The sequence below is a fragment of the Acidobacteriota bacterium genome (assembly GCA_026393675.1).
Taxonomy (GTDB): Bacteria; Acidobacteriota; Vicinamibacteria; order Vicinamibacterales; family JAKQTR01; genus JBAXOX01.
This window is the reverse complement of the sequence record JAPKZQ010000040.1, coordinates 72,328-94,184: the sequence shown is the minus strand read 5'-3', so window position 1 is coordinate 94,184 and position 21,857 is coordinate 72,328. Positions and strand designations below refer to the sequence as shown.

Below are 21,857 nucleotides of genomic sequence, written 5' to 3'. Positions count from 1 at the left end.
TTTATCAGATGGGCGGGAGCGGGCGGATCCTACCGTTTCCACGACACCGAGATGCCTTCGCCCGACGGCGACACGATGGTGCTGAGCATGCCAGGGTGCGTGCGGAGTGTCTTGAGGAAGTCACCCATCTCGCCGGCCTTGTTCACCACGTTGTGGCCGAGAAACAGGCCGCCTTTGTCGAGCCGGGGAAACACGAGATCAAAGAACCGCTGGTAATCTCGCTTCCACGCGTCAAGGAACACGTAATCGAATGTCCCGGTGAGTGAGGGGATGACCTTGAACCCGTCTCCGGACACCACCTGCACGATGTCGGCGAGACCGGCGGCGCGGATGTTGGCCTCGGCCTCTTTCGCGCGCTGCGGATCGTACTCGATGGTGACCAGGCGGCCGCCGGTCTCGCGCAGGCCCAGCCCAATCCAAATCGCGGAGTAGCCCTGGGCCGATCCGATTTCGAGTGCGCGCCTGGTGTGGTTCGAGGCGGCGAGCAGCCGCAGCATCCGTCCGTCTTCCTCAGAGACCGCCAGCAGGTTCGTGTCGGCCGAACGAATCCGCTTCAATACCGCGGCGGCGGCGGCAGGGGTGGGCGGATCAGCGAAGGCCGTGGCGGCGCACAGACACAGAAGAAGGCACACACCACCGGCGGCTAGGCGTCTTGCATTCATCGCGACCGACTCTCTGGAAGAAAAGAAATTAGCCCTGATCGTGTGGAGCCAGCTCAATCATTCTATCAGGCCCGACGTACTCGACCGTCCGGTCGTGCACGTTGGTCAACTGAGCGAGCGTGACCCGGAATCCCTCGATCTCGAGCAGTTCTTCGAGTCCGCGCGCCGCTCGTTCCTGGTCTTCGACCAGTACGACGTGGGGGAGCCGAACCTGCGTGACGTTGACGGTGGCAGCAGCGGTGGCGGTGTTCATCACTGTGGCTGTATCGGCGCCTGCAGTCGTGATCCGCAGGTCTTGCACACAATTGCACACCGGCTTGGCCTCCAATCGGGCAAACATCTGGCGAAACAGGCGAGCAAGGCCGCGAAATCTGGGGGATTCCGTGCTAAACTCGGTCGCTCCGCTGGTGGAGCCTTGATTCGACGCAACTGGAGGGCTTTGTGAGCCCGATTCTCGTCCGTCCGGTGCGGGAACAACTGGAACACGACCGTATTATCCGGCTGCTCCAGCCGCGGTACCGTCGTCGTTTCAACGTGGGGCTCAACCCGGGCAACGAGACCACCGCGCCGGTGGGGACGGGGCCTGAGACGATCTACCCGGATCTGGTGTTGATGCCCACAGGCCGCAGCAAGAAGCTCGCGGGCGTTGTCGAGGTCGAGACCGGCGAGTCGGTCAACGCCCTTGAAGCCATGGCCCAATGGGCCGCCTACGGCCGCCTGCCGACGGAATTCGCGCTGTACGTGCCGGCCGGATCGGTGGAAGTGGCCAAGCGCCTGTGCCGCGACAACAGGATTGGCGTCACCGAGATCTGGACCTACCACCTGATCGGGGATCAGATCCGGTTCACGCAGGTGTTCAAGTCGCCGATTGACGCCAAGCTCTCGGCCGCGAGGGCGGCGGCAGCGGCCGCGGCGCCCCGCAAGAAAGCCGCTGGTCACAAGGCGGCGAAGGCCCGGCCTGTCAAGGCCAAGGTTCGATCGAAGACGACGGCGAAAGTCCGGCCGAAGGCGAAACCCACCTCAGCCGCAAAGACGAAAAGCAAGCCCGCCAGCAAGGCCGTTCGGAAGGGCAGATAGCGGCCAGCCTCGCCGGTTCGACGTCTGAAGTTTTGTCGGGTCGTACGCCCGGGCACACCGTGCCGAGTGGGGGTGCGTCTGCGGTAGAATAGAAGCGGAAGAAACCCCAAGCGCTGAAGGATTTGCCATGAAATCCGTACGGTCCCGATATGCGACGTGTGTGGGCATGCTCCTGGCAAGCGCCGTGCTGATGGCGCAGTCCCCGCCGCCGCCGGGCCAGCAGAGCCAACCGCCGGCAACGCCGGTCGCCGACACCATGCAGAAGCCGGTCTACCGGACGTCGGTGGATCTGGTCACGACCGACGTGATCGTGCGGGACGGGCGGGGCCAGTTTGTCGCCGATCTGTCCAAAGAACAATTCGAGGTGCTCGAAGACGGGGTTGTGCAGAACGTGTCGTCGCTGGTCCTGGTGCATGGAGGCCGGGTGACCAACGTCGCGCTGCCTCCGCCACCGCCGCCGCCCGAAGGCATTATTTTGCCTCCGGCGCGTCCGACCAACGATGCCTCGGGGCGCGTCTTCATCCTGTTTATCGACGACCTGCACCTGGACTTCAAGAACACGCATCGGGTGCGGGACCTGCTGAAGAAGATCAAGAACACGCTCATCCACGAGGGGGACATGTTCGGCATCGTGTCGACGGGCACCTCGTCTATCGCCATCGACCTCACGTACGACGCGAAGCGTATTGACGAAGCGATCGGGAAGGTGATGGGCGGCGCGCTGAAGCCGACCGACATCATCCAGGCGCCGGAAGGGCAGGAGGGGCCGAGCGAGGTCCGCTATCGGGCGCACGTGGCGTTTTCGACGGCCGAAGATCTGATGGCGCAACTCGAACAGGTGCACAATCGGCGCAAGGCCCTGATCTATCTGAGTAACGGGTACGACTTCAATCCGTTCGAGAAATCGCGGTCGGGCGAAGCCGACTCGGTCTTCGAGAACAACCAGCAGAAGACGCAGGAGAAGCAGGCGGCGCAGCAGGCGGCGCAACAGGCGGGTTCGGACACGACCAGCACCTCGACCGATCCGTCGTCCACGTCGGGCAATCGCTTCGCGGATGCCGATCTTGCGCGCGAGCTCTCCGAGTTGACGCGGTCGGCCAATCGGGCCAACGCGACCATTTACACGTTCGACCCGCGAGGCCTGATCGGCATGCCCGATCTCGACGAGAACGTGGATCCCACCGAGTGGGCGAATTACGTCGAGAAGTCGATCAGCAGCCTGCGGGTGCTCGCCGAACTGACGGGCGGCATCGCTGTGGTCAATCAGAATGACTACGAGAAGGCGCTCAAGCGCATTGACGCCGAGACCAGCGACTACTACATGCTCGGCTACTATTCGTCGAATCCGGATCCGCTCAGGCGCACCCGTCGCGTCGAAGTCAAAGTCACGCGGAAAGATCTGGACGTCTGGTCGCGGCAGACCTACTCGCTCAAGAAGGCCCCCGCGCCGAAAGTCACGAAAGTCACAAAGTAGGCCGGGGTCGGCCGTCCGGGTGGGGCCGCGCGTGCCGCCTTGACACGTGCCCCTTCGGTGTATACTGCTTGCTGGCGTGTTGGCCCCTGTGTGCTGTTGGGTATTCGTACTCCTTCAGGGGATCTCGCAACGCGCGACACCCCAATCCCAGGGACGCTCTTTCCTTTTGGAGAATGACTCATGCAGCTGAAGATGAGGGCCGTGCTGGCGTTCGCCGTGGTATGCGCGCTGATGATTGGCGCACAGTCTGCGTCGGCCCAGAACCTCACGACCGGAACGTTGGTCGGCGTGGTGATGGATGCGCAGAAAGCCGTGCTGCCCGGCGCGACCGTGGTCGCCGTGCACGGACCAACAGGAACCAGTTACGAGACCGTGACGCAGGCCGATGGGCGCTTCACGTTCCTAGCCGTTCGCGTCGGCGGTCCCTATAAGGTGACCGCGACGATGAGCGGGTTCAAGACGCAGGATCAGAATGGTCTCCAGGTGGCGCTCGGCGAGTCGCACGAGGTGGAGTTCGTGCTGGCGCTGCAGTCGGTGCAGGAATCGGTGACGGTCGTAGCGACCGCGCAGATTATCGACACGACGCGGGCGGGCACGGCCTCGAACATCGCGACGCAGACGATCGAGGCGTTGCCCTCGATTTCGCGCAGCATCAACGACTTTGCGCGCACCTCGCCGTTCGTCAACATCTCGCAGGCTGCGACCGGCAACGATCAGGAGGTCAGCGTGGCTGGCCGACCCAACCGTTACAACAACATGCTGATCGACGGTGCGGTGAATAACGACGTGTTCGGGTTGTCGTCGACGGGCACGCCGGGTGGGCAGACGGGCACGCAGCCGGTCAGCCTGGATGTCATTCAGGAGATCCAGGTCCTCGTGTCGCCCTACGACGTGCGGCAGGGCGGGTTCTCGGGCGGCGGCATCAATGCCATCACCAAGAGCGGTTCGAATAACTTCCATGGGACGGCGTATTACTTCGGCCGCAACCAGAAGTTCATGGGCACGATTCCCGCCCTTCCCACTTTCGCGAATGCGACGCCGCCTGACAGCAAGGTCGGCGCGTTCAGCGACAAGCAAGTCGGCTTCAGCATTGGCGGGCCGATCGTCAAGAACAAGGCATTTTTCTTCGGCAACATGGACTGGGCCCGCAAGTTGACGCCGGTCGGCTTCTCGCTCGACGGCACCTCGGGCTCGCAGTGGAACAACAACCTCGCCGACGTCCAGTCGGTGCTCAATATTCTCCAGACGGTGTATCAGTACAATCCCGGTGGCGTGAGCGAGGTGAGCAAGCCGAACAACAGCGACAAGATCTTCGGGCGGGCCGACTTCAACCTCTCATCGCACAACCAGCTGACGACGCGCGTGAATTACGTGAACGCTGTCGCGTCGGTGGGCTCGCAGAGCGCGAGCACCTACAACCTGCCGGACCACTTCTACTACATGACGGACAAGATGCTGTCGTCGGTGGCGCAGTTGAACACGACGATTGGCAGTTCGATGTTCAACGAAATGCGCGTCACCTATCAGCGCGAGCGCAACGTGCGTGGCGGCCAGCCGGGGAATCCGGCGTTCCCCGAGATGCGGATCTACATGCCAGGCAGCACGAGCAACAGCATTTATTTCGGCACCGAGTACTCGTCGCAGGCGAACGCGCTGAACCAGGACATCATCGAGTTGACCGACGACCTGACGCTGGTCAAGGGCAACCACACGATTTCCATCGGCACGCACAACGAGTTCTACAAGTTCTACAACCTGTTCATTCAGGACGCCTACGGTGCCTACACCTTCTCGAGCATTGCGAACTTCCAGGCGGGGCTCGCACAGCAGTTCTATCACTACTTCTCCAACACCGCGAACCCCAACGAGTCGGCGCAGTTCTCGGTGCAGCAGTTCGGCTTCTACGCCGGTGACAAGTGGCGCGCAGCGTCCAACTTCACAGTGACGTACGGCGCCCGCGTCGACCTGCCGCGGTTCCCGGACAAACCACTGGCCAATCCCCTTGCGGTCACCGACTTCGGATACGCCACCAACGTGGTGCCGTCACCGGCGATGTGGTCACCGCGGGCGGGCTTCAACTGGGATTTGAGCGGGGGCGGGTCGAAGCGCTCGCAGATTCGCGGCGGCCTCGGCCTGTTCACCGGTAGGACGCCATATGTGTGGCTGTCGAATCAGTACGGCAACACGGGCGTGCAGTTCACCAACCTGTCGACGTCATACAGCACGAGCAACATGATCCCGTTCGTTGCGGATCCGAATAACCAGCCGACGACAGTGACGGGCGGCGCGGCGGGTCGGCAGACCATTAACGTCATCGATCCGAACTACAGCTTCCCGTCGGTCCTCAGGGGCAACATCGCGTTAGACCGCGACCTCGGGTTCTGGGGCCTGTTCGGCACGGTCGAAATGCTCTACTCGAAGACTGTCAAGGACATCTTCTACCAGAACCTGAACATGAAGGCGACGGGCCTGCAGCCGGATGGCCGGACGCAGTACAACGGGACGGGTCCACAACCAGTCGGTACGGCGTGGTCATTCGGGCAGCAGACCTTGCGTCCGGATCCCAACCTGAACAACGTCCTCCTCCTGACCAACACGAACCAGGGGTACAACTGGTCGATGGCCTTCAAGGTGGAACGCCCGTTCAAGAATGGGTTCAATTTTGCGGCGTCGTACCTGTATGGCCGCGCCTACTCCACGGTTGATGGCACATCCAGCGTGGCGAATTCGAACTTCACGGGCACGCCGATCGGCTTCGACGCGAATCACCCCGCGCTCGCGTTGTCCAACTACTCACCAGGTAGCCGCGTCAATCTGTCGGCAACGCTCCCGATCCCGCTCTGGGGCGGAATCAGGAGCAGCGTGTCGTTCTTCTACAACGGCCAGTCGGGCCGTCCGTTTGACCTCCGGTACAGCCAGGACGCCAACGGTGACTCTGCCAGCGGCAACGACTTGCTGTACATCCCAGCGGCTTCGAGCCAGGTCGTGATCACGAGCGGGACCTGGGACAATTTCTACGGTTGGCTCCAGCGTTTTCCCGGCGCCCTCGACTACGCCGGCAAGATCATGCCTCGCAACGCGCTGCGGGCGCCGTGGGCTAATCAGCTCGACTTCCGATACGCCGTGACGATTTCGACCCCTGGCAAGACGAAGGTCGAATTGACCGCCGACGTGATCAACTTGCTCAACCTGTTGAACAAGAACTGGGGCTGGCAGTGGTGGGGGCCGTTCCCGTCGAGCGGCCAGGCGATTGGCTATAGCATCGACCAGGCCACCGGGCTGCTCAAGTACAGCGTGGCTGCCACGACTCAGAACATGTACGCGAACGTCTTGACGCGCGACGATCTGCGGTCGCGGTGGCAAGCCCAGTTCGGCGTCCGGTTCCGCTTCTAGGCTCTTCGCACGTTTCGTGACGTCGAACGGGGTCGGCGCTTCGGGCGCCGGCCCCGTTCGCGTTCCACGGGCATGGAAGGGCCGTAGGCCGGGGCGCAGACGATTCGACCCGGCGGATCAGAGGCGATGGCGTTGGGAAGTACTGATGGAGACGACAAGGCGAGCGGCCGGGCGATGGCACCGGCCGAGGTGGCAGGGAAGTCTGGCTGTTCAGGACGCTTTCGCGGTCACCATTTGCTGAGGAAACACGGCCACCGCCGCCCGGCTCGCCTGGATCGTGTGATTCCGGCGGTGGGCATGCGCATCGCAGCACTGTCCCTTTTCTTCAACATAGGCGACTTCGCGGTTGGTCGCCAGCTCGCGGTACCGGCCGACCACGCAACCGCACGACAGCGTCGCAAATCCGAGGAGCCGAACCAGGCTCATGACACTCTCCTTACCGGGCGTATATGCAAATGATGTACCGACGTAAGTGCGTGAATCAATTGCACGACAGTCCGGCGATCTACTACGAATATCGGCCACATCATGCGGATCTTGAGCCAAGGGCCAGTCGTGTCGTCGACAGGCTTCGCCGCCGATCCGTCTACAACTCTGGACGATTGGATTGACGATTCCGTTCCTTGGATCGCAAGGCGGCCTGGGAGCTCGCATACTCAAAGTGGGAAGAATCGACAAACGACTCCAGTTGGAAGCCCGTGGAGCCGATAACGATGGTATGGGCGGCCGCCGATGAAGAACAAACTGTTCACGATGCGCGACTGTCCGCACTGCCGGGACGCCAAGGCGTTTCTCGACCGGCGAGCACCCATTTACGTCGAATATGGCATCACCGACAATCCAGAGGCGCTGCGGGACATGCTGACCCTGACTGGTCGAGCCGAGGTCCCGACCCTCGTGGCGGGCTACGAGGCGGTCGTCGGCTTCAACGTCGAGACGTGGACCCGGGTGATTGAACACGCGGAGGCGATGCAGAAGGAGGATCCATTCCGCCTTCCGGAGTCGGTTGGACCGGATCCGTACGACGACGACTGACGGCACGCCCCCCGCTCGGAACGAGCGACCGGGTGTGGAGATTCACCGCGGAGAGGCAGTTTTCCGTATGCGTTTGCACCATGATTTGCTAGACTCTGCGTTTAAGTCTGTCCAATTGCTACGGGCCGTTGCTATGAGCCATCCGAAGCGTCAGTTGAAGCGCGTCGTCACGGCGGGCGTCGTGTGCCTGGTCGCGGTGGCGGCTGGCGACTTCTGTGTGGCGAGGGTGCAGGCGCAGGGCGCCGCAAGGGGTCGTGCGTCGGCGAAGTACTCCGCCGCGACGTCGCAGGCGAGGAAGGCCCGGTTGGCGCAGGCCGAGGCGGCAGCGCGGGCCCGCGAGGCGCAGGCGAACCAGCCACGGCTGAAACTCGACGCCCAGGGTGATGTGGTGCCGGATGTTCGTGCCGAGGCGGCCATCATCTATAACCCCGCGACCAATAAGGTGTTGTGGGAAGAAAAGGCGTTTGACCAACGGTCAATCGCGAGCATCACCAAGGTGATGACGGCGTTGTGCTTCCTGGAAGAGGCGCCCGACATGGCGCAGCAGGTGATCATCACCGCTGCCGATATCCGGGGCGCCTCGGTGACACACTTGCGGCCGCTCGAGAAGGTGTCGCTCCAGAATCTCCTGCACTTGATGCTGATCTCGTCCGACAATGTGGCGGCCAGAGTGATCGCCCGCGTCTCTCCCTACGGGGCGGCGGGATTCGTCGTGCGGATGAATCAGAAAGCGGCCGAACTGGGGCTGACCAGCACGAGCTACGCCGACCCGTCAGGTCTGCTCGCTCAGAATGTGTCATCGGCATACGACATGGCCAGGCTGATCGCCTACGCCGCCGACGATTCGCTGATCTCGACCATCATGCGCACCGAGGCGTACTCGTTCCGCACGAGCAGGAGGGCCCTCACCATCCACAGCACGAACCAGTTGCTGCGCTCAACCGGCGTGGACGTGCGGGGTGGCAAGACGGGCTTCATCGCTCGGGCCGGCTACTGTCTCGTGACGCTGCTCCATCTGCCCGACCTCGACCAGACCGTCGCGGTTGTCGTGCTGGGCGCCCGTTCGAATGCGGGCCGGTTCTCGGAGACGAAGAACCTGCTTAGCTGGGTGACCAGCAAGGCGCAGTCGCTGCTCGGCGGGCGCCCTGGGCAGCCTCACGGTCCCGCCTCACAGACCCAGCACTAACCGCCGGTATACCCGCGTTGCGCGGCGGCTGCGTCCAGCAGGAGCGAGCCGATGGTGTCGACGTCCAGCATCACCGGTCGCGATGCGCCCCGGGTGACATACGACTTCAGATAGCGGTGGCACGCGTCGCAGCCGGTCAGGCGGTAGACACCGTCCTTGCTCGCGTCGGGCCAGCAGCCGTATTCAAATGACGTGACTTGTCCCGGGTCACGGCTGTCGCAGTACGGGCACGCCGTATCGTCAAACGGCCACTGCCCGGCACACCGGCCGCAGATGAGCCGGCGCTTGCCGGTCTCACTGATCGCGCCGAGTTCAGGATCGCCGCCGCAGAACGGGCAATAGGGGCGCATCCACGGCGACAAGTCGACGCGCTGGTGGATCATCTCCACCGCCCGGCTCAGAAACGGACGGCTGGCCAGCGACAGTACCTGCGTCTGGGTGCTGCCGGCATCCGGGATTGCGGCATCGGCATGCCCTTGAGTGGCCCTGAGGTTGTACCAGGCCGCAACTTCATCAGGATTCGGGCGCCCCGATCGCACCAGCGCCTGCATCGCGTCGTACTCCGATGGCTCAACCAGGTCGAATCGCCGGAGCAGGTCCACGATCTGTCTGAACAATCCCCTCAGTTCCGGCCAATCGAACGGGACGTCGCTGAACTGCACGATCGGCGTGCCGGCCGAAAGCCTGCCCGCGAGGGCCTCGGCTCCGAGGTCGAATACCCGGGTGGTCACCCGGGTCTGGGCCCGACGATACAGCGTGACGAGTTCGACTTGCATGTCTACCGCGCTGGCCAGTTGGGGCTGCGCAGTCTTGAGGCGCCTGAGTGCCGCGACCTCCGGCGTGTCGGGGCGTTCCAACCGCTGCCTGGTTGGCGGCTCGGTCATCGCGTCACCTGTTTCTCGCGGGCCAGCCGCGCCTCGAGCGCGTTTCCTCGGGCCATTTCGGCGGCGGCCGCCGCTGGCTGTCCTTGTTTGAGCATCACGCCGGCGATCACGAAGTGACCGAGGGGGGCGACCGTTGACAACGGGTCGATCTCGAGTCCCTTTCGAGCCAACGACATGGCCTCCAGTAGATTCGTGCCGGCGTCGAGGTAGGCCTTGGCCAGGAAGAAATGGCCCTCGGCAAACAAGGGATTGGCGGCAATCGACTGCTTGAGCAGGGCGATCTGATCATTGATCCTGTTCTGACGTTCGTATACTCGGCTCAGATTGAACGCGGCCTTGTAGGTCTTGGCGTGCAGCGCGAGCTCTTGTTTGTACTCGGACTCGGCCGTCGTGAGATCGCCGCGCTCCTCGGCAATCAGCGCAAGGTTGAAGTGCGCCAGTCGTACGGTGCTCTTCAGGGCGAGGGCCGCGCGCGTCTCCCGCTCGGCGGTGGCGAGATCCCCGCGCGTGAAAGCGATGGCGCCCAGCGCGTTGCGCGCGGCGGCGACGCGCTTGTCGATCTCGAGCGCCTGCCGGAAATTCTTCTCGGCGCGCGGGACGTCACCGCGGTCGAGGTAGATTTCGCCAAGCTGGTACCGCACGTGCGCGTTCTTGGGATCGATGCTGAGGTACCGCTCGTACCCGGCCAGTGCCGCATCGTCTTTTCCCAACCGCCGGTAAGCGTTGGCCATGTTGACCACGGCCAGGTCGTAGTCTGGTTTGAGTTCGAGCGTCTTCGAGAAGTACCTGATGGCCTCCTCGAAACGCCCCAGTTTATAGTGGACGTTGCCGAGGTTGAACCACGCATCGATCACCTTCGGGTCTTCGGCGATCACCTTATTGAGCATCGCGATGACGCGCTCGGACGACGCCTTGTCCTTGGCGATCTCGCGCGACTGGATCATCAGATTGAACAGTTCGATTTTGTCCTTGGGGTCGGCGCGATCGCTCTTCGGCCCGGAGACCGTTGCGACAAACGACCCAACGTAGCCCAGGGCGGCCAGCCGGGCGCGCGCCTCGGGATCCACGTCAGGCATGCTTTGCGCGGCGGGGCCGGCGGCGTCATGTTCGTGCGCGCGCAACCTGGCCAGCATGCCATCGGCGACAGCACGCCGCTCCGCGTAGAGGTTGTGCGTTTCCTCCGGGTCCTTGTCGAGATCGAATAATTCGGGCCGCGGCGCATCGATCACCTTATACTGGCCGGCGCGCCACGCCCTGATCTCGCTCCACCCGAAATGGTGGAGGGGATAGAGCGCCTCGGCGTAGCCCTCGAGATCGAGTGTCTTTCTGGTACCAGCCAGCAATGGCGCGAGACTGACGCCGGCGATGTCCCTTGCCGCGGGCAGACCAAGCAGGTCGAGCACCGTGGGCACGAGGTCCACGGTGCGGACCGGGTCCGCGATGCGACGGCCGCGCGTCTTCTCAAAGGGTGCGCGGATGATGAAGGGCACCCGCGTCGTGCTCTCGTAGATAAAGAACCCGTGTGTACCTTCGCCGTGCTGATTCAGGCCCTCGCCGTGATCGCCCAGCACGGCGACGATCGTGCGATCCAGCAGTTGGTTGCTTTCAAGAAACGCGATGAGGCGGGCCACCTGCGAGTCGGTGAACGCGATCGCGCCGGCGTAGGGCCGCCTCTCATAGCGCGACTTGAAGGGCTCGGGCGACTCGTAGGGCGAGTGCGGGTCGTAGAAGTGAATCCACGCGAAGAACCGCGAGTGCTTCATCTTCTCCAGCATCGGCAGCGCGCGATCCACGACGTCATTGCCGGGCCGCTTCACATCCCCGATGCCGAATCCGCTGTTCTCGGGCAACTCGAAATCGTCGACGTACGTTGTGAAACCCTGGTTGAGGCCCCACTTGCCGTCGAGCACGTAGGCACCGACGACCGCGCCGGTCTGGAACCCTCGGGCTTTCAGCATCGTGGCAAGGGTGGTTTGTGTCGGGGAGAGGAAGAACCCGCCATTGTCCCGCACGCCGTGCTCGGGAGGGAATCGGCCGGTGAAGATGCTGCAATGGGACGGTAGCGTCAGCGGTGCACTGCTCATCGCCTGCTCGAACAGGACGCCGTCAGCGGCGAGCCGGTCGATGGCGGGTGTCTCGATGTTGCGGTACCCGTACGCGCCGATCCGATCCGCACGCGTCGTGTCCAGCGTGATGACCAGCAGGTTCAGGCCGTCGCGACCGGCCCGGCCGGGGAGGGCTCCCAGGTCAACTCCACCCTGCGCCTGCTGCGAGTGCGGCCACCATTGCCACCACGCGACCGCAGCGCCGACCAGCGTCAGCGTAGATAGCAGGAACACAGCGACCAGACCGGTGCGATTCACCCCTCCATCGTGACCTGCTGCGCCCACCGCCGTCAACCCGAGCATCAGCATGGATCCATCCTCTTGAATTTGCTACAAACAGTTGGATGGGCTGGCCTTGGCGTGACGGCTTCCTCTCAAGAAACTGGCGCTTGATAGGCACTTTTCTGTATACTCCGGCTGGCACGGCGTGTGCGAGATACACCGGCAGTAGTCTCCGATGCCGTCATTGCTGTCTGGTCTTTTTTCAAGGAGGAGCACAACGTGACAGTCAGGATTGCTTCCTGGCGCGGCGCCTTACCCCGGGCAGTCATGCTCGCGGTTGCCGTTGCGCTGATCCCGCTGCCCGTGGCGGCGGCAGAACCCGGTTCGTCTACGCAGGCGCCAAACCTCAGGGCGTCGATCGCGAAAGCGGCCAGCCATGAGGCCGCCGCGGCGGCTCGGAGCATGGCCCAGCAGAGCCAGCAGACCGGCAAGACGGCCGACAAGTCCGCCCTCGATACCCCGTCGTTCTTCAAGACGCCGGCGGGAATCGTCACGATGGCGGTGCTGGTTGCAGGCACCGGCTACGCGATTTATTCCTGGAAACACGACCGCATCCACTCTGTGGTGCGGACCGGACAGTAAACAAGGAGGCATGATCATGAGACGTATGTGGATTTCTGCCGTCCTTGTCGCGTTCCTGGCTCTGGCGGTGACGGCTGGCGCGCAGACGCTGACCGGGACCGTGACGGGCAGGGTCGTGGATCAGCAGGGCGGCGTGCTGCCGGGCGTCACTGTGACGTTGACGGGCAGGACGGGCGCACAGACCCAGGTGACCGACGCGCAGGGCGAGTATCGGTTCCTTGGGCTGACTCCGGGTGAATACACGGTGAAGGCCGAACTGTCGGGCTTCCGTCCGCGCGAGCAGAGAGTGGATGCGGGCATCGGCAAGGTGGCCGAAGTCAAGCTGACGATGGTGGTCGGTGGACTGACCGAGAGCGTCGAGGTCGTGGCGAACGCCGTGTCAGTGGACACCACCACGACGGCGACCGACACGAACCTGTCGCAGAACGTGCTGTTCAACTTGCCGATGACGCATGCGAACCCGGCCGTCAACCTGCTCAATTACACGCCGGGAGTGAATTCGGGCTCGGCCTTCGGCGGCGCGGCCGACGGGGCCAACTCGCTGATGCTCGACGGCGTTGACACGCGCGACCCGGAGGGCGGAACGGCGTGGGTGTTCTACAACTACAACATCATCGATGATGTCCAGGTGGGCAGCCTCGGCCAGCCCGCCGAGTATGGCGGGTTCACCGGCGCCATCATCAACACCGTGACCAAGTCGGGCGGCAACCGGTTCAGCTTCCTGTCGGAGTATCGCTACTCGAATGACAGTCTCGGCTGGAGCAACGTCTCTGCGGACATCATTGCGAAGAACGCGACGCTCGCGACGCCGGTCAAGTTGCTGAAGCTGCAGGACTACACGGTGCAGTTGGGCGGCCCCCTGGCGAAGGACAAGCTGTTCTTCTTCGCCAGCATTCAGCGCTATCACACCTCAGAGTACCGGCCGCCGGTTCGCGGCGAGGTGAGCCCGCGGTTTAACCTCAAGCTGACGTACCAGATGACGCCGAATGACACGCTCACGGGGTCGGTCCAGTACGACAACTACAACCAGACCGGCCGCACGGGGCTTATTCCCGGATACGCGGTGTCGAACCACAGCCAGACGATCGACCAGGACTCGCCTGAAATCGTCTATAACGGCGTGTACCGCAAGGTGATGGGCGCCTCCACCTTCTTCGAGGCGAAGTTCACCGGCTGGTGGGGCTACTACGATTTGAACCCGGTCAGCCCGAACCCGACGCACTTTGACGGCGACACGAGCGCCTACTCCGGCGGCGCCGGGTACACCGCGCAGTACGACCGCACGCGCAACCAGTTGAACGCGTCGCTGACCAAGTACGCGCGGGCGGCTGGCCAGCACAGCTTCAAGTTCGGCGTCGAAGTCGAGCGCAGCTCGATCCGCGACCGCTTCGCGTACTCGGGCGCGTCGGCGCAGGCGCCGGCCGGCGTGTTCTACTACGACTACGGCGGCCCGTACATCGCGTACGGCTACGCGTACGACCTGCAGGGGTCAAGCAAGCGGGAGTCGTACTACGCGCAGGATCAGTGGAAGATCAACCGGTTCACGGCCAACCTGGGCCTCCGGTTCGACAACGTGCGCGGCTATGCGACCACGACGGACGCCGAGCTGTACTCGACCAAGTCGTTCGGACCCCGGTTGGGCGCGGCCTTCGACCTGACGGGCAGAGGCGTGTCCGTGCTGCGCGCGTACTACGGCCAGCTCTATGACGGCGCGGTGTTTTCGTCCTGGAGCCGGGCGGCACCGGGTCTCACGCCCACCTACAACTACAGTGTCGGGCCGAACAACACTCTGACGCTGGACTACACGACGGCAAGAAGCTACACGACGGGCAGCGACATCAAGCATCCACGGGTGGACGAGTTCAACGTGTCGTGGGAGCAGCAGTTCGCGAAGAACTTCAAATTCACGGCGACGGGAATCGCTCGGGACTGGAAGAACTTCGTGAACTCGGTACTCCAGAACGCCACCTGGACGCCGTTCAGCTACACGAACCCGTTGACCAGCCAGGCGATGACGCTCTATAAGTGGGCGAATCCGTCTGACGTGCCGTCGTTCCTGATTCAGAACACCGATCAGGTCACTTACAATCTGTCTACGGGCGGCACGATGACGGCCCCCAAGGCCTACCGCAACTACCGCGGCCTGATGTTCGTCCTGCAGAAGGCGTACAAGGACAGGTGGCAGGGGCAGGCGTCGTGGGTCATCTCCAAGACCAAGGGGACGATCAACAACAGCACGTACGCGGGGATTTCCAGCGGCCAGTTCGAGACGCCGAACACCGCCGTCGTGAATACGGACGGTCCGACGGCCTATGACGCGCGGCACGAGGTCAAGATCTATGCCTCGTACCAGATTCCGGTCGTCGAGGTGCAGGTGGCGGGCTCCTTCAAGTACCTTTCGGGGACGCCCTACACAGCGTACCGCCGCATCAGCGGCAGCAACTTCGCCTGGCCCAACTCGATCAACGTCAACCTCCAGCCGCTCGGCTCGAACCTGAACGACAGCCAGAGCCTGACCGATATCCGGTTCGAAAAGGTCTTCAATATCGGCTTCCATCGCTTCGGCGTGTATGCCGATATCTCGAACCTGTTCAACAAGGAGATCGTCACGGGCCGGCTGTCGCGCTACCCGAACCAGAGCCTGACCAGCCCGGCAACGGGCCAGTCGGTTACGGTGCTATTCGGTGATCCGCAGTACATGAACGCGGGCCGTCAGCTCACGATCGGCGGCCGCTGGTCGTTCTAGCTGTTTCTCGCCTGGCGAACCAGGCGACTCTTCACGCCCCGGGGACTCACTTCTCCGGGGCGTTTGTTTTGTACATCGCGATGTTAAACTGTTTGCCGTGAAGAAGGCGATGCCCGCCGTATTGATGGTGATGTCGGAGGCCCTGCCGTACGCGAAGACCGGCGGCCTCGGCGACATCGGTGGCGGGTTGCCGTCGGCGCTCGCTCGGCTGGGCTGCGCCGTCACAGTCGTCATGCCACGCTACCGTGGCATCGACGATGGGGCCGAGGTCGTCCGGTTCAGCGCGGGTGCTTGGCCGGGCGCGCCGGATCTGCGAGTGGTGCAGCGCATTCACGACGACGGCGTCCGGGTGTGGTTGGTGGACTGTCCGGACTATTTCGACCGGGAGGGTATCTACGGGAGTGAGGCCGGCGATTATCCTGACAACGACCGCCGCTTCGCGGTGCTGTCCAGAGCGGGACTTGAGACGGCCGCCCACCTGGGCTGGCGCCCCTCGGTCGTGCACGCCCACGACTGGCAGGCCGGCCTTGTGCCGGCGTACCTGAAGTATCGGTACCAGAACGACCCGACGCTCGCAAATGTGCCAACCGTCTTCACGATCCACAATCTGGCGTACCAGGGTCTGTTTGCCGCTGAGGCGCTGCCAGCCCTCGATCTCGGATGGGAGTCGTTCACCGGCGAGGGGCTCGAGTTCTGGGGACAGGTCAGTTTCCTGAAATCGGGCATCTGCTTCGCGGACGTCGTGACGACCGTCAGCCGGCGCTACGCGCAGGAAATCCTGACCCCAGAACACGGATGCGGATTCGACGGCGTGTTGCAGCAGCGGAGCAGCGTGCTGGTTGGCATCCCCAACGGCATCGATACGGCCGTCTGGAATCCGGCATCCGATCGGTGGCTTCCCGCGTCCTACACGGCAAAGGACCTGTCGGGTAAGACGGTCATCAAGAAGGCCTTGCTCGAGCGGTGTGGGATGAAGACCACGGAACACATGACGCGCCCGGTCGTTGGCATGGTGTCGAGGATGGTCGACCAGAAGGGCCTCGACATCATCGAGGCGGGGACTTCCGACCTGATGCGTCTGGACGCGACGTTTATCATCCTTGGGGCCGGCGAGCCGAAATATGAGCGGATGTGGCGGAGGCTTGCCGCACAGCATCCTGATCGCGTGTGGGCGACGGTGGGCTTCAGCGAGGAACTGGCGCACTTGATTGAGGGTGGCGCCGACATCTTCCTGATGCCATCGCAGTTCGAACCGTGCGGACTCAACCAGATGTACAGCCTTCGGTACGGGACGGTTCCAGTCGTGAGGGCGACAGGTGGGCTGGACGACACGGTTCAGCAGGCAGACGTGACAACGGGAGAAGGGACCGGTTTCAAGTTTGCCGAGTACTCGCCGCAGGCGATGCAGACCACACTGCAGACTGCGATCGAGGTGTTCAGGCGCCAGGACGTGTGGCGGAAGATCCAGGTGGCTGGCATGAAGCAGGACCATTCCTGGGCCGTATCGGCCCGCGAATACGTGAGAGCCTACCAGCGCGCAATGCATTCTTGAATCCAACGGCGGGAAAGTGAATCATTGAAGGAGGCCGGACAGTCGGGTCCGGCCGCAATGAAGACAGACAGCGAGGCGAGCAATGGCTTCAGACAAGGTGCAGACGATTACTGACAGCAATTTCGAATCGACCATCAAAAACGCGACCGTGCCGGTTCTGGTCGACTTCTGGGCGGAGTGGTGCCAGCCCTGCCTTCGGCTCGGGCCGACGGTTGACGGGTTGGCGGCGGAGTTCGACGGCAAGCTCATCGTCGGCAAAATGAACGTCGACGAGAACCCCACGACCCCAAGCCGGTTCGGTGTACGGTCGATTCCGATGCTGGTGCTCTTCAAGGGCGGACAGGCGGTGGATCAGTCGATTGGACTGGTTTCGAAGGATGAGTTGAAGAAGATGGTGACGCCGCACGTCGCCGGCTAGATGGCCCTGGCTGGCCTCGCGAGGGATTACGGTGGACACGACTCGGGACGTCATCATCATTGGTTCGGGACCATCTGGCCTGACGGCTGGCGTGTACACCGCGCGCGCCAATCTCAACCCGTTGATCATCGAGGGCCTGCTCGCGGGCGGACAGTTGATGATGACCACGGAAGTCGAGAACTTCCCGGGATTCAGGAACGGCATCATGGGCCCCGATCTGATGGCGGAGATGCGGGCCCAGGCCGAGCGGTTCGGGGCCGACATCCTGCAGGGCGACGTCACAGAGGTGGACCTGTCGAATCGGCCGTTCTCCGTCACGGCCGACGGGACGGTGTATACCGCCAACGCGCTGATCATTGCCACCGGGGCCTCGGCGAAGCTGCTGGGGCTTCCCGCGGAGCGCGCGTTGATGGGCCACGGCGTCTCGACGTGCGCGACGTGCGATGGGTTCTTCTATCGCGGCAAGCCCATCGCCGTGGTGGGCGGGGGAGACTCCGCACTTGAGGAAGCCATCTTCCTGACAAAGTTCGCGTCGAAAGTGACGCTGGTGCACCGTCGCCACAGCCTGCGCGCGTCGAAGATCATGCAGGACAAGGCGCAGGCGAACCCAAAGATCGAGTTCGCCTGGCATTCGGTGGTCGAGGATATCAAGGACACGGGCAAAGGCGAGGTCACGGGCATCGTGCTTCGTGACGTCGAGACCGGCGTGCCCCGTGAGATTCCGGTGGATGGGGTGTTTGTGGCCATTGGCCACACGCCGAACACGTCGCTGTTTTCAGGCTCCCTCGTGTTGGACGACAACGGCTACATCAGTACACACGACGGCACCAAGACCAGTGTGCCGGGTGTGTTTGCGTGCGGCGACGTCCAGGACCACAAGTACCGGCAGGCGATCACGGCCGCCGGCTCAGGTTGCATGGCGGCCATCGACGCCGAGCGCTTCCTCGAGGGCCAATAGCACGAGACATCGACAGGACTTGGTGCCTGGCCCCACGCCGTCTGGATGCCGGCGTTCGCCGGCATGACGCATCAAGGAAATAAACGGTCGGGGCTCAGGGCTCTGAGTCGATCCAGCCGCCTCCGAGAACCTCATCCCTGTCGAAGAACACGACCGCCTGTCCGGGTGTCATCGCGGATTGGGCGCGGTCGAACTGCACCTGGACCCGGTCGTCCCCGATTGGTGTGACTGTCGCGTCGGCAGCGGCGTGCCGGTGGCGTATCTGCGCGGTCACGCGAAGGAGACCGCCGGGTGTCGCACCGGTAATCCAGTTCACGCTCGAAGCGGTGAGCGAGTCCTGCTCGATTGCCGACCGCGGTCCTATTGTGACCATCCGTCGCGCGGCATCGAGTTTCACGACATAGGCTGGTTCGCCGAGGGCGACGCCCAGGCCCTTCCGCTGCCCGACGGTGAACCGATGCACACCTTCGTGCCGGCCGACGACTGCTCCAGACAGATCGACGATCGCTCCTGAGACGTCGCCTGGCAGGCGGCGCTCGACAACGGCCGCGTAGTTGCCGTCCGGAACAAAACAGATCTCCTGACTGTCGGGCTTGTCGGATACCGGAATGCCCCGAGCTCGAGCGGCCGCGCGGACGTCGACTTTTCGCATCTCGCCGATCGGAAACAGGGCTCGCTGCAGCTGCACCTGGGTGAGGCCGAACAGGAAGTACGCCTGATCCTTCGTGTCATCAAGGCCGCGCCACAGATGGTACAGATTGTCGTCTCCGCTGGTGACACGGGCGTAGTGCCCGGTGGCGACCATCTCGGCGCCAAACCCGGCCGCCTTCTCAACGAGGGTGGCGAACTTCAGTTCGTTGTTGCAGTGGGCGCACGGAATCGGTGTTCGCCCGGCAGCGTACTCCCGGACGAAATTGTCGACCACGACGTCGTCGAACTCACGTTCCAGATTGAGCACGTAATGGGGGATGCCGAGTCCGGCGGCCACACGGCGGGCGTCGTGGAGATCATCGATGGTGCAGCAGGTCCCAAAACGCGCGTCGCCCTGTTCCTGATCGTAGAGCTGCATCGACACGCCAATCACGTCGTGTCCCGCGTCGACAAGCAGGGCAGCGGCCACAGAAGAATCCACACCACCGGACATCGCGACGACAACTCGCATCTAGTGAAGCTCCGTCTCAAGCCGCCGAGCGCTCCTGCCGACGATTGGCGCAGGAAGAGGCACATCCAGTTCGTCATTCCCGCGAACGCGGGCATCCAGACCTGGACCCCGGCGTTCGCCGGGGCGACGACGTGTTGCTTCATTCGGCAAGATGAGGCCCATAGAAGACTTCTAGCCACTCATGATCGGGTGTCTTCGCGCAGGCGCAGTCGACTGTCGCCGCGGAGCCGCAGGCGGTTGACAGCACGCGGCAGGACGTCGAGGACGCGATCGACGTCGGCGCCGGTGGTCGGCGGGCCGAGGCTGAATCGAATCGCGCTCTGGACGCGAGAGGCGGGCAGGCCGAGTGCGCGCAGCACGTGGGAGGGCTCGAGCGTGCCCGACGAGCAAGCCGATCCCGTGGACACGGCGATACCCTCGAGATCGAGCGCGATGACCAGCGACTCGCCTTCGACGGCTTCGAAACTGATGTTCGTGGTATTGGGCACGCGCCTCTCGCGATCGCCGTTGACCGTTGTGCCAGGTACCCGCTCGAGGATGCCGTGCTCGAGACGATCCCTCAGGGCCGTCATCTGGCTGTTGGCGGAGGCCAGACGCTCGCTCGCCACCCGGGCGGCGACACCCAGGCCCACCAACGCCGGGACATTCTCAGTACCGGCGCGGCGGCCTCTCTCCTGCCGTCCGCCGGTCAGGATCGGGCTCAAGCTGAGGCCGCGTCGGATCCAGATGGCGCCCACGCCCTTGGGACCGCCGAACTTGTGGGCCGAGATGGTCAGCATGTCGATGCCAAGCGCCGCGACATCAACCGGGATCTTGCCGGCCGACTGGACCGCGTCGGTCAGGAAGAGGGCGCCCGCTTCGTGCGCGATGCGAGCCAACTCCGCGATGGGCTGAATCGTGCCGATCTCGTTGTTGGCGTGCATCACCGCCACGACGGCGGTATCTGGCTGCATGGCGCGTCGCAACTGGTCGGGCGCGACGACTCCCACCGGACCGACCCGGACCTCGGTGACCCGCCAGCCCTGCCTGGCCAACGCCTTGGCCGTGTTGCGCACGGCTTCGTGCTCGATCGCGCTCATCACGATGTGCCGTCTGGAGGCCATCGTCGGCAGCCCCGACAGCCCGCGCAGCGCGAGATTATCGCCTTCGGTTCCGCCACCCGTGAACACGACGTCGGAGGCGGATGCACCGAGCAGGGACGCCACCCGATCGCGTGCCTCATCGAGCGCGGATTTAGCCTGCTGCCCGAACGAGTGGACACTTGACGGATTGCCGAACTGCTCCCGCAAGGCGACCGATACGGCGTCAGCAACCTCGGCTTCGACCGGGGTCGTGGCGTTGTGATCCATGTAGATGCGCACGATGATCCAACGATACCATTCGCGCCGGAGGCCCGCTAGTCGTCATTCCGGCGAACGCCGGAATCCAGAGAGACGCCGTTGGTTAGGAGGGTTCGTGGTCAGGTGACCGCAGGACTGGATGCCGGCTTCCGCCGGCATGACGCTTTTCCTTCGTCATTCTGGCGAACGCCGGAATCCAGGGCAGGGCGCGGTGAACCGCCCCCTACGACAGATTCGCCGACGTGCGGGGTGTAGGGGCAACCCCCCGTGGTTGCCCGAGGTGATTCGGGTGGGCACAGGGGCCCACCCCTGCAGCCGACATGGTTGGATGTTTCGCGCCTCCCACCGATGGGGATGTTGCATGGAACGCTAACCCATGGAAATGAAAGGACTAGACAAGGTTCGAAAGCGTTCCATATACTGCGCGGCAGGCGCCCGCTCGACAGCTGTGCGCCGGACTGATGCGCGAGTGAAGCGTTCCGGCCGGCCCCGCCGTCTCGTGGGCCAGGAGGGACAGAAGGACATGGCACCCGAGGCACCACCCACTGGAAAAGCACAAGCGGACCGCGGCGTCGCACTGATTGGGCGGTCGGTCGTCATCAATGGTGAGCTCAACGGGAGTGAGGACCTCACCATCGAAGGACATGTCGAAGGTAAAGTCGAACTGCGGGATCACACGCTGACGATCGGCGTTGACGGCCGCGTCAAGGCCCATGTGTTTGCCAAGTCCGTCGTTGTCCTTGGCGAACTGGCGGGCAACATCAATGCGAGCGAGCGGGTCGAAATCCGCGAGAACGGTTCCGTCGATGGCGACATCGTCTCGCCGCGGGTTGCGATTGCCGAGGGCGCGCACTTCCGCGGCAGCATCGACATGCAGCGGAAAGGGCAGCCCACCAGTCCATCGTCGGCGATGGGAGTTCTCCAGGAAACGCGTGTGCCGGTTGCGGTCGGGCAAGCCGAGCCCGGCACTGGTGCCTGAGTCCTTTGATTCATAAGTTCGA

18 protein-coding genes are annotated in these 21,857 nt (G+C 63.6%); 11 read left to right on the top strand and 7 right to left on the bottom strand.

Annotation, left to right across the window (positions count from 1 at the left end; translation table 11 throughout):
* Positions 1-29: 29 nt before the first annotated feature.
* Positions 30-662 (bottom strand): O-methyltransferase, encoded by a 633-nt coding sequence (locus NT151_09825; protein ID MCX6539213.1) that lies wholly within the window; start codon positions 660-662, stop codon positions 30-32.
* A gap of 28 nt (positions 663-690) precedes the next feature.
* A complete protein-coding gene (locus NT151_09820) occupies positions 691-915 on the bottom strand; it encodes a hypothetical protein (protein MCX6539212.1) in 225 nt (74 codons plus the stop codon).
* 188 nt (positions 916-1,103) lie between these two features.
* Here NT151_09820 and NT151_09815 point away from each other — a divergent pair, with 188 nt between their 5' ends.
* From NT151_09815 to NT151_09805, 3 genes are all read left to right on the top strand, one after another.
* Complete coding sequence (locus NT151_09815) at positions 1,104-1,739, top strand: hypothetical protein (GenBank protein ID MCX6539211.1); 636 nt, start codon at positions 1,104-1,106, stop codon at positions 1,737-1,739.
* 127 nt (positions 1,740-1,866) lie between these two features.
* A complete protein-coding gene (locus tag NT151_09810; GenBank protein ID MCX6539210.1) occupies positions 1,867-3,213 on the top strand; it encodes a VWA domain-containing protein in 1,347 nt (448 codons plus the stop codon).
* Positions 3,214-3,393: 180 nt separating this feature from the next.
* Positions 3,394-6,606 (top strand): TonB-dependent receptor, encoded by a 3,213-nt coding sequence (locus NT151_09805; GenBank protein ID MCX6539209.1) that lies wholly within the window; start codon positions 3,394-3,396, stop codon positions 6,604-6,606.
* A gap of 210 nt (positions 6,607-6,816) precedes the next feature.
* Here the strand turns inward: NT151_09805 and NT151_09800 are convergent, their stop codons facing one another.
* Complete coding sequence (locus NT151_09800) at positions 6,817-7,032, bottom strand: hypothetical protein (GenBank protein MCX6539208.1); 216 nt, start codon at positions 7,030-7,032, stop codon at positions 6,817-6,819.
* A 306-nt stretch (positions 7,033-7,338) separates the two neighbouring features.
* Between NT151_09800 and NT151_09795 the strand changes: the two genes are divergently transcribed.
* On the top strand, positions 7,339-7,641 hold the full coding sequence (locus NT151_09795; GenBank protein MCX6539207.1) for a glutaredoxin family protein: 303 nt from the start codon (positions 7,339-7,341) through the stop codon (positions 7,639-7,641).
* A 133-nt stretch (positions 7,642-7,774) separates the two neighbouring features.
* Positions 7,775-8,827 (top strand): serine hydrolase, encoded by a 1,053-nt coding sequence (locus tag NT151_09790; protein MCX6539206.1) that lies wholly within the window; start codon positions 7,775-7,777, stop codon positions 8,825-8,827.
* Here NT151_09790 and NT151_09785 read toward each other — a convergent pair.
* Together NT151_09785 and NT151_09780 are read right to left on the bottom strand one after the other, a co-directional pair.
* The gene (locus NT151_09785) at positions 8,824-9,711 is read right to left on the bottom strand and encodes a formate dehydrogenase accessory protein FdhE (GenBank protein MCX6539205.1); all 888 of its coding nucleotides are present in this window, start codon (positions 9,709-9,711) and stop codon (positions 8,824-8,826) included. The genes NT151_09790 and NT151_09785 overlap by 4 nt on opposite strands.
* Positions 9,708-12,125: a sulfatase-like hydrolase/transferase gene (locus tag NT151_09780; protein ID MCX6539204.1), complete on the bottom strand. Its 2,418-nt coding sequence runs from the start codon at positions 12,123-12,125 to the stop codon at positions 9,708-9,710. The genes NT151_09785 and NT151_09780 overlap by 4 nt, the downstream gene beginning before the upstream one ends.
* A 192-nt stretch (positions 12,126-12,317) precedes the next feature.
* On the opposite strand from NT151_09780, the gene NT151_09775 reads away from it, so the two are divergent.
* The 5 genes from NT151_09775 to trxB all read left to right on the top strand — a co-directional run bounded on the left by NT151_09775 (position 12,318) and on the right by trxB (position 18,354).
* A complete protein-coding gene (locus NT151_09775) occupies positions 12,318-12,680 on the top strand; it encodes a hypothetical protein (protein MCX6539203.1) in 363 nt (120 codons plus the stop codon).
* Between the two features lie 16 nt (positions 12,681-12,696).
* A complete protein-coding gene (locus NT151_09770; protein MCX6539202.1) occupies positions 12,697-15,426 on the top strand; it encodes a TonB-dependent receptor in 2,730 nt (909 codons plus the stop codon).
* A gap of 109 nt (positions 15,427-15,535) precedes the next feature.
* Positions 15,536-16,978 (top strand): glycogen synthase GlgA, encoded by a 1,443-nt coding sequence (gene glgA, locus NT151_09765; GenBank protein ID MCX6539201.1) that lies wholly within the window; start codon positions 15,536-15,538, stop codon positions 16,976-16,978.
* Between the two features lie 82 nt (positions 16,979-17,060).
* The gene (gene trxA / locus NT151_09760; protein MCX6539200.1) at positions 17,061-17,396 is read left to right on the top strand and encodes a thioredoxin; all 336 of its coding nucleotides are present in this window, start codon (positions 17,061-17,063) and stop codon (positions 17,394-17,396) included.
* Positions 17,397-17,427: 31 nt separating this feature from the next.
* Entirely contained in the window at positions 17,428-18,354 is a 927-nt protein-coding gene (gene trxB, locus NT151_09755; protein ID MCX6539199.1) for a thioredoxin-disulfide reductase, read from the top strand.
* 94 nt (positions 18,355-18,448) lie between these two features.
* On the opposite strand, the gene mnmA is transcribed toward trxB, so the two are convergent.
* A complete protein-coding gene (gene mnmA / locus NT151_09750) occupies positions 18,449-19,516 on the bottom strand; it encodes a tRNA 2-thiouridine(34) synthase MnmA (protein ID MCX6539198.1) in 1,068 nt (355 codons plus the stop codon).
* A gap of 179 nt (positions 19,517-19,695) precedes the next feature.
* On the bottom strand, positions 19,696-20,880 hold the full coding sequence (locus NT151_09745; GenBank protein MCX6539197.1) for a cysteine desulfurase family protein: 1,185 nt from the start codon (positions 20,878-20,880) through the stop codon (positions 19,696-19,698).
* Between the two features lie 499 nt (positions 20,881-21,379).
* On the opposite strand from NT151_09745, the gene NT151_09740 reads away from it, so the two are divergent.
* Positions 21,380-21,835, top strand: a complete 456-nt coding sequence (locus tag NT151_09740) for a polymer-forming cytoskeletal protein (protein MCX6539196.1) — start codon at positions 21,380-21,382, stop codon at positions 21,833-21,835.
* The last annotated feature ends 22 nt before the right edge of the window (positions 21,836-21,857 follow it).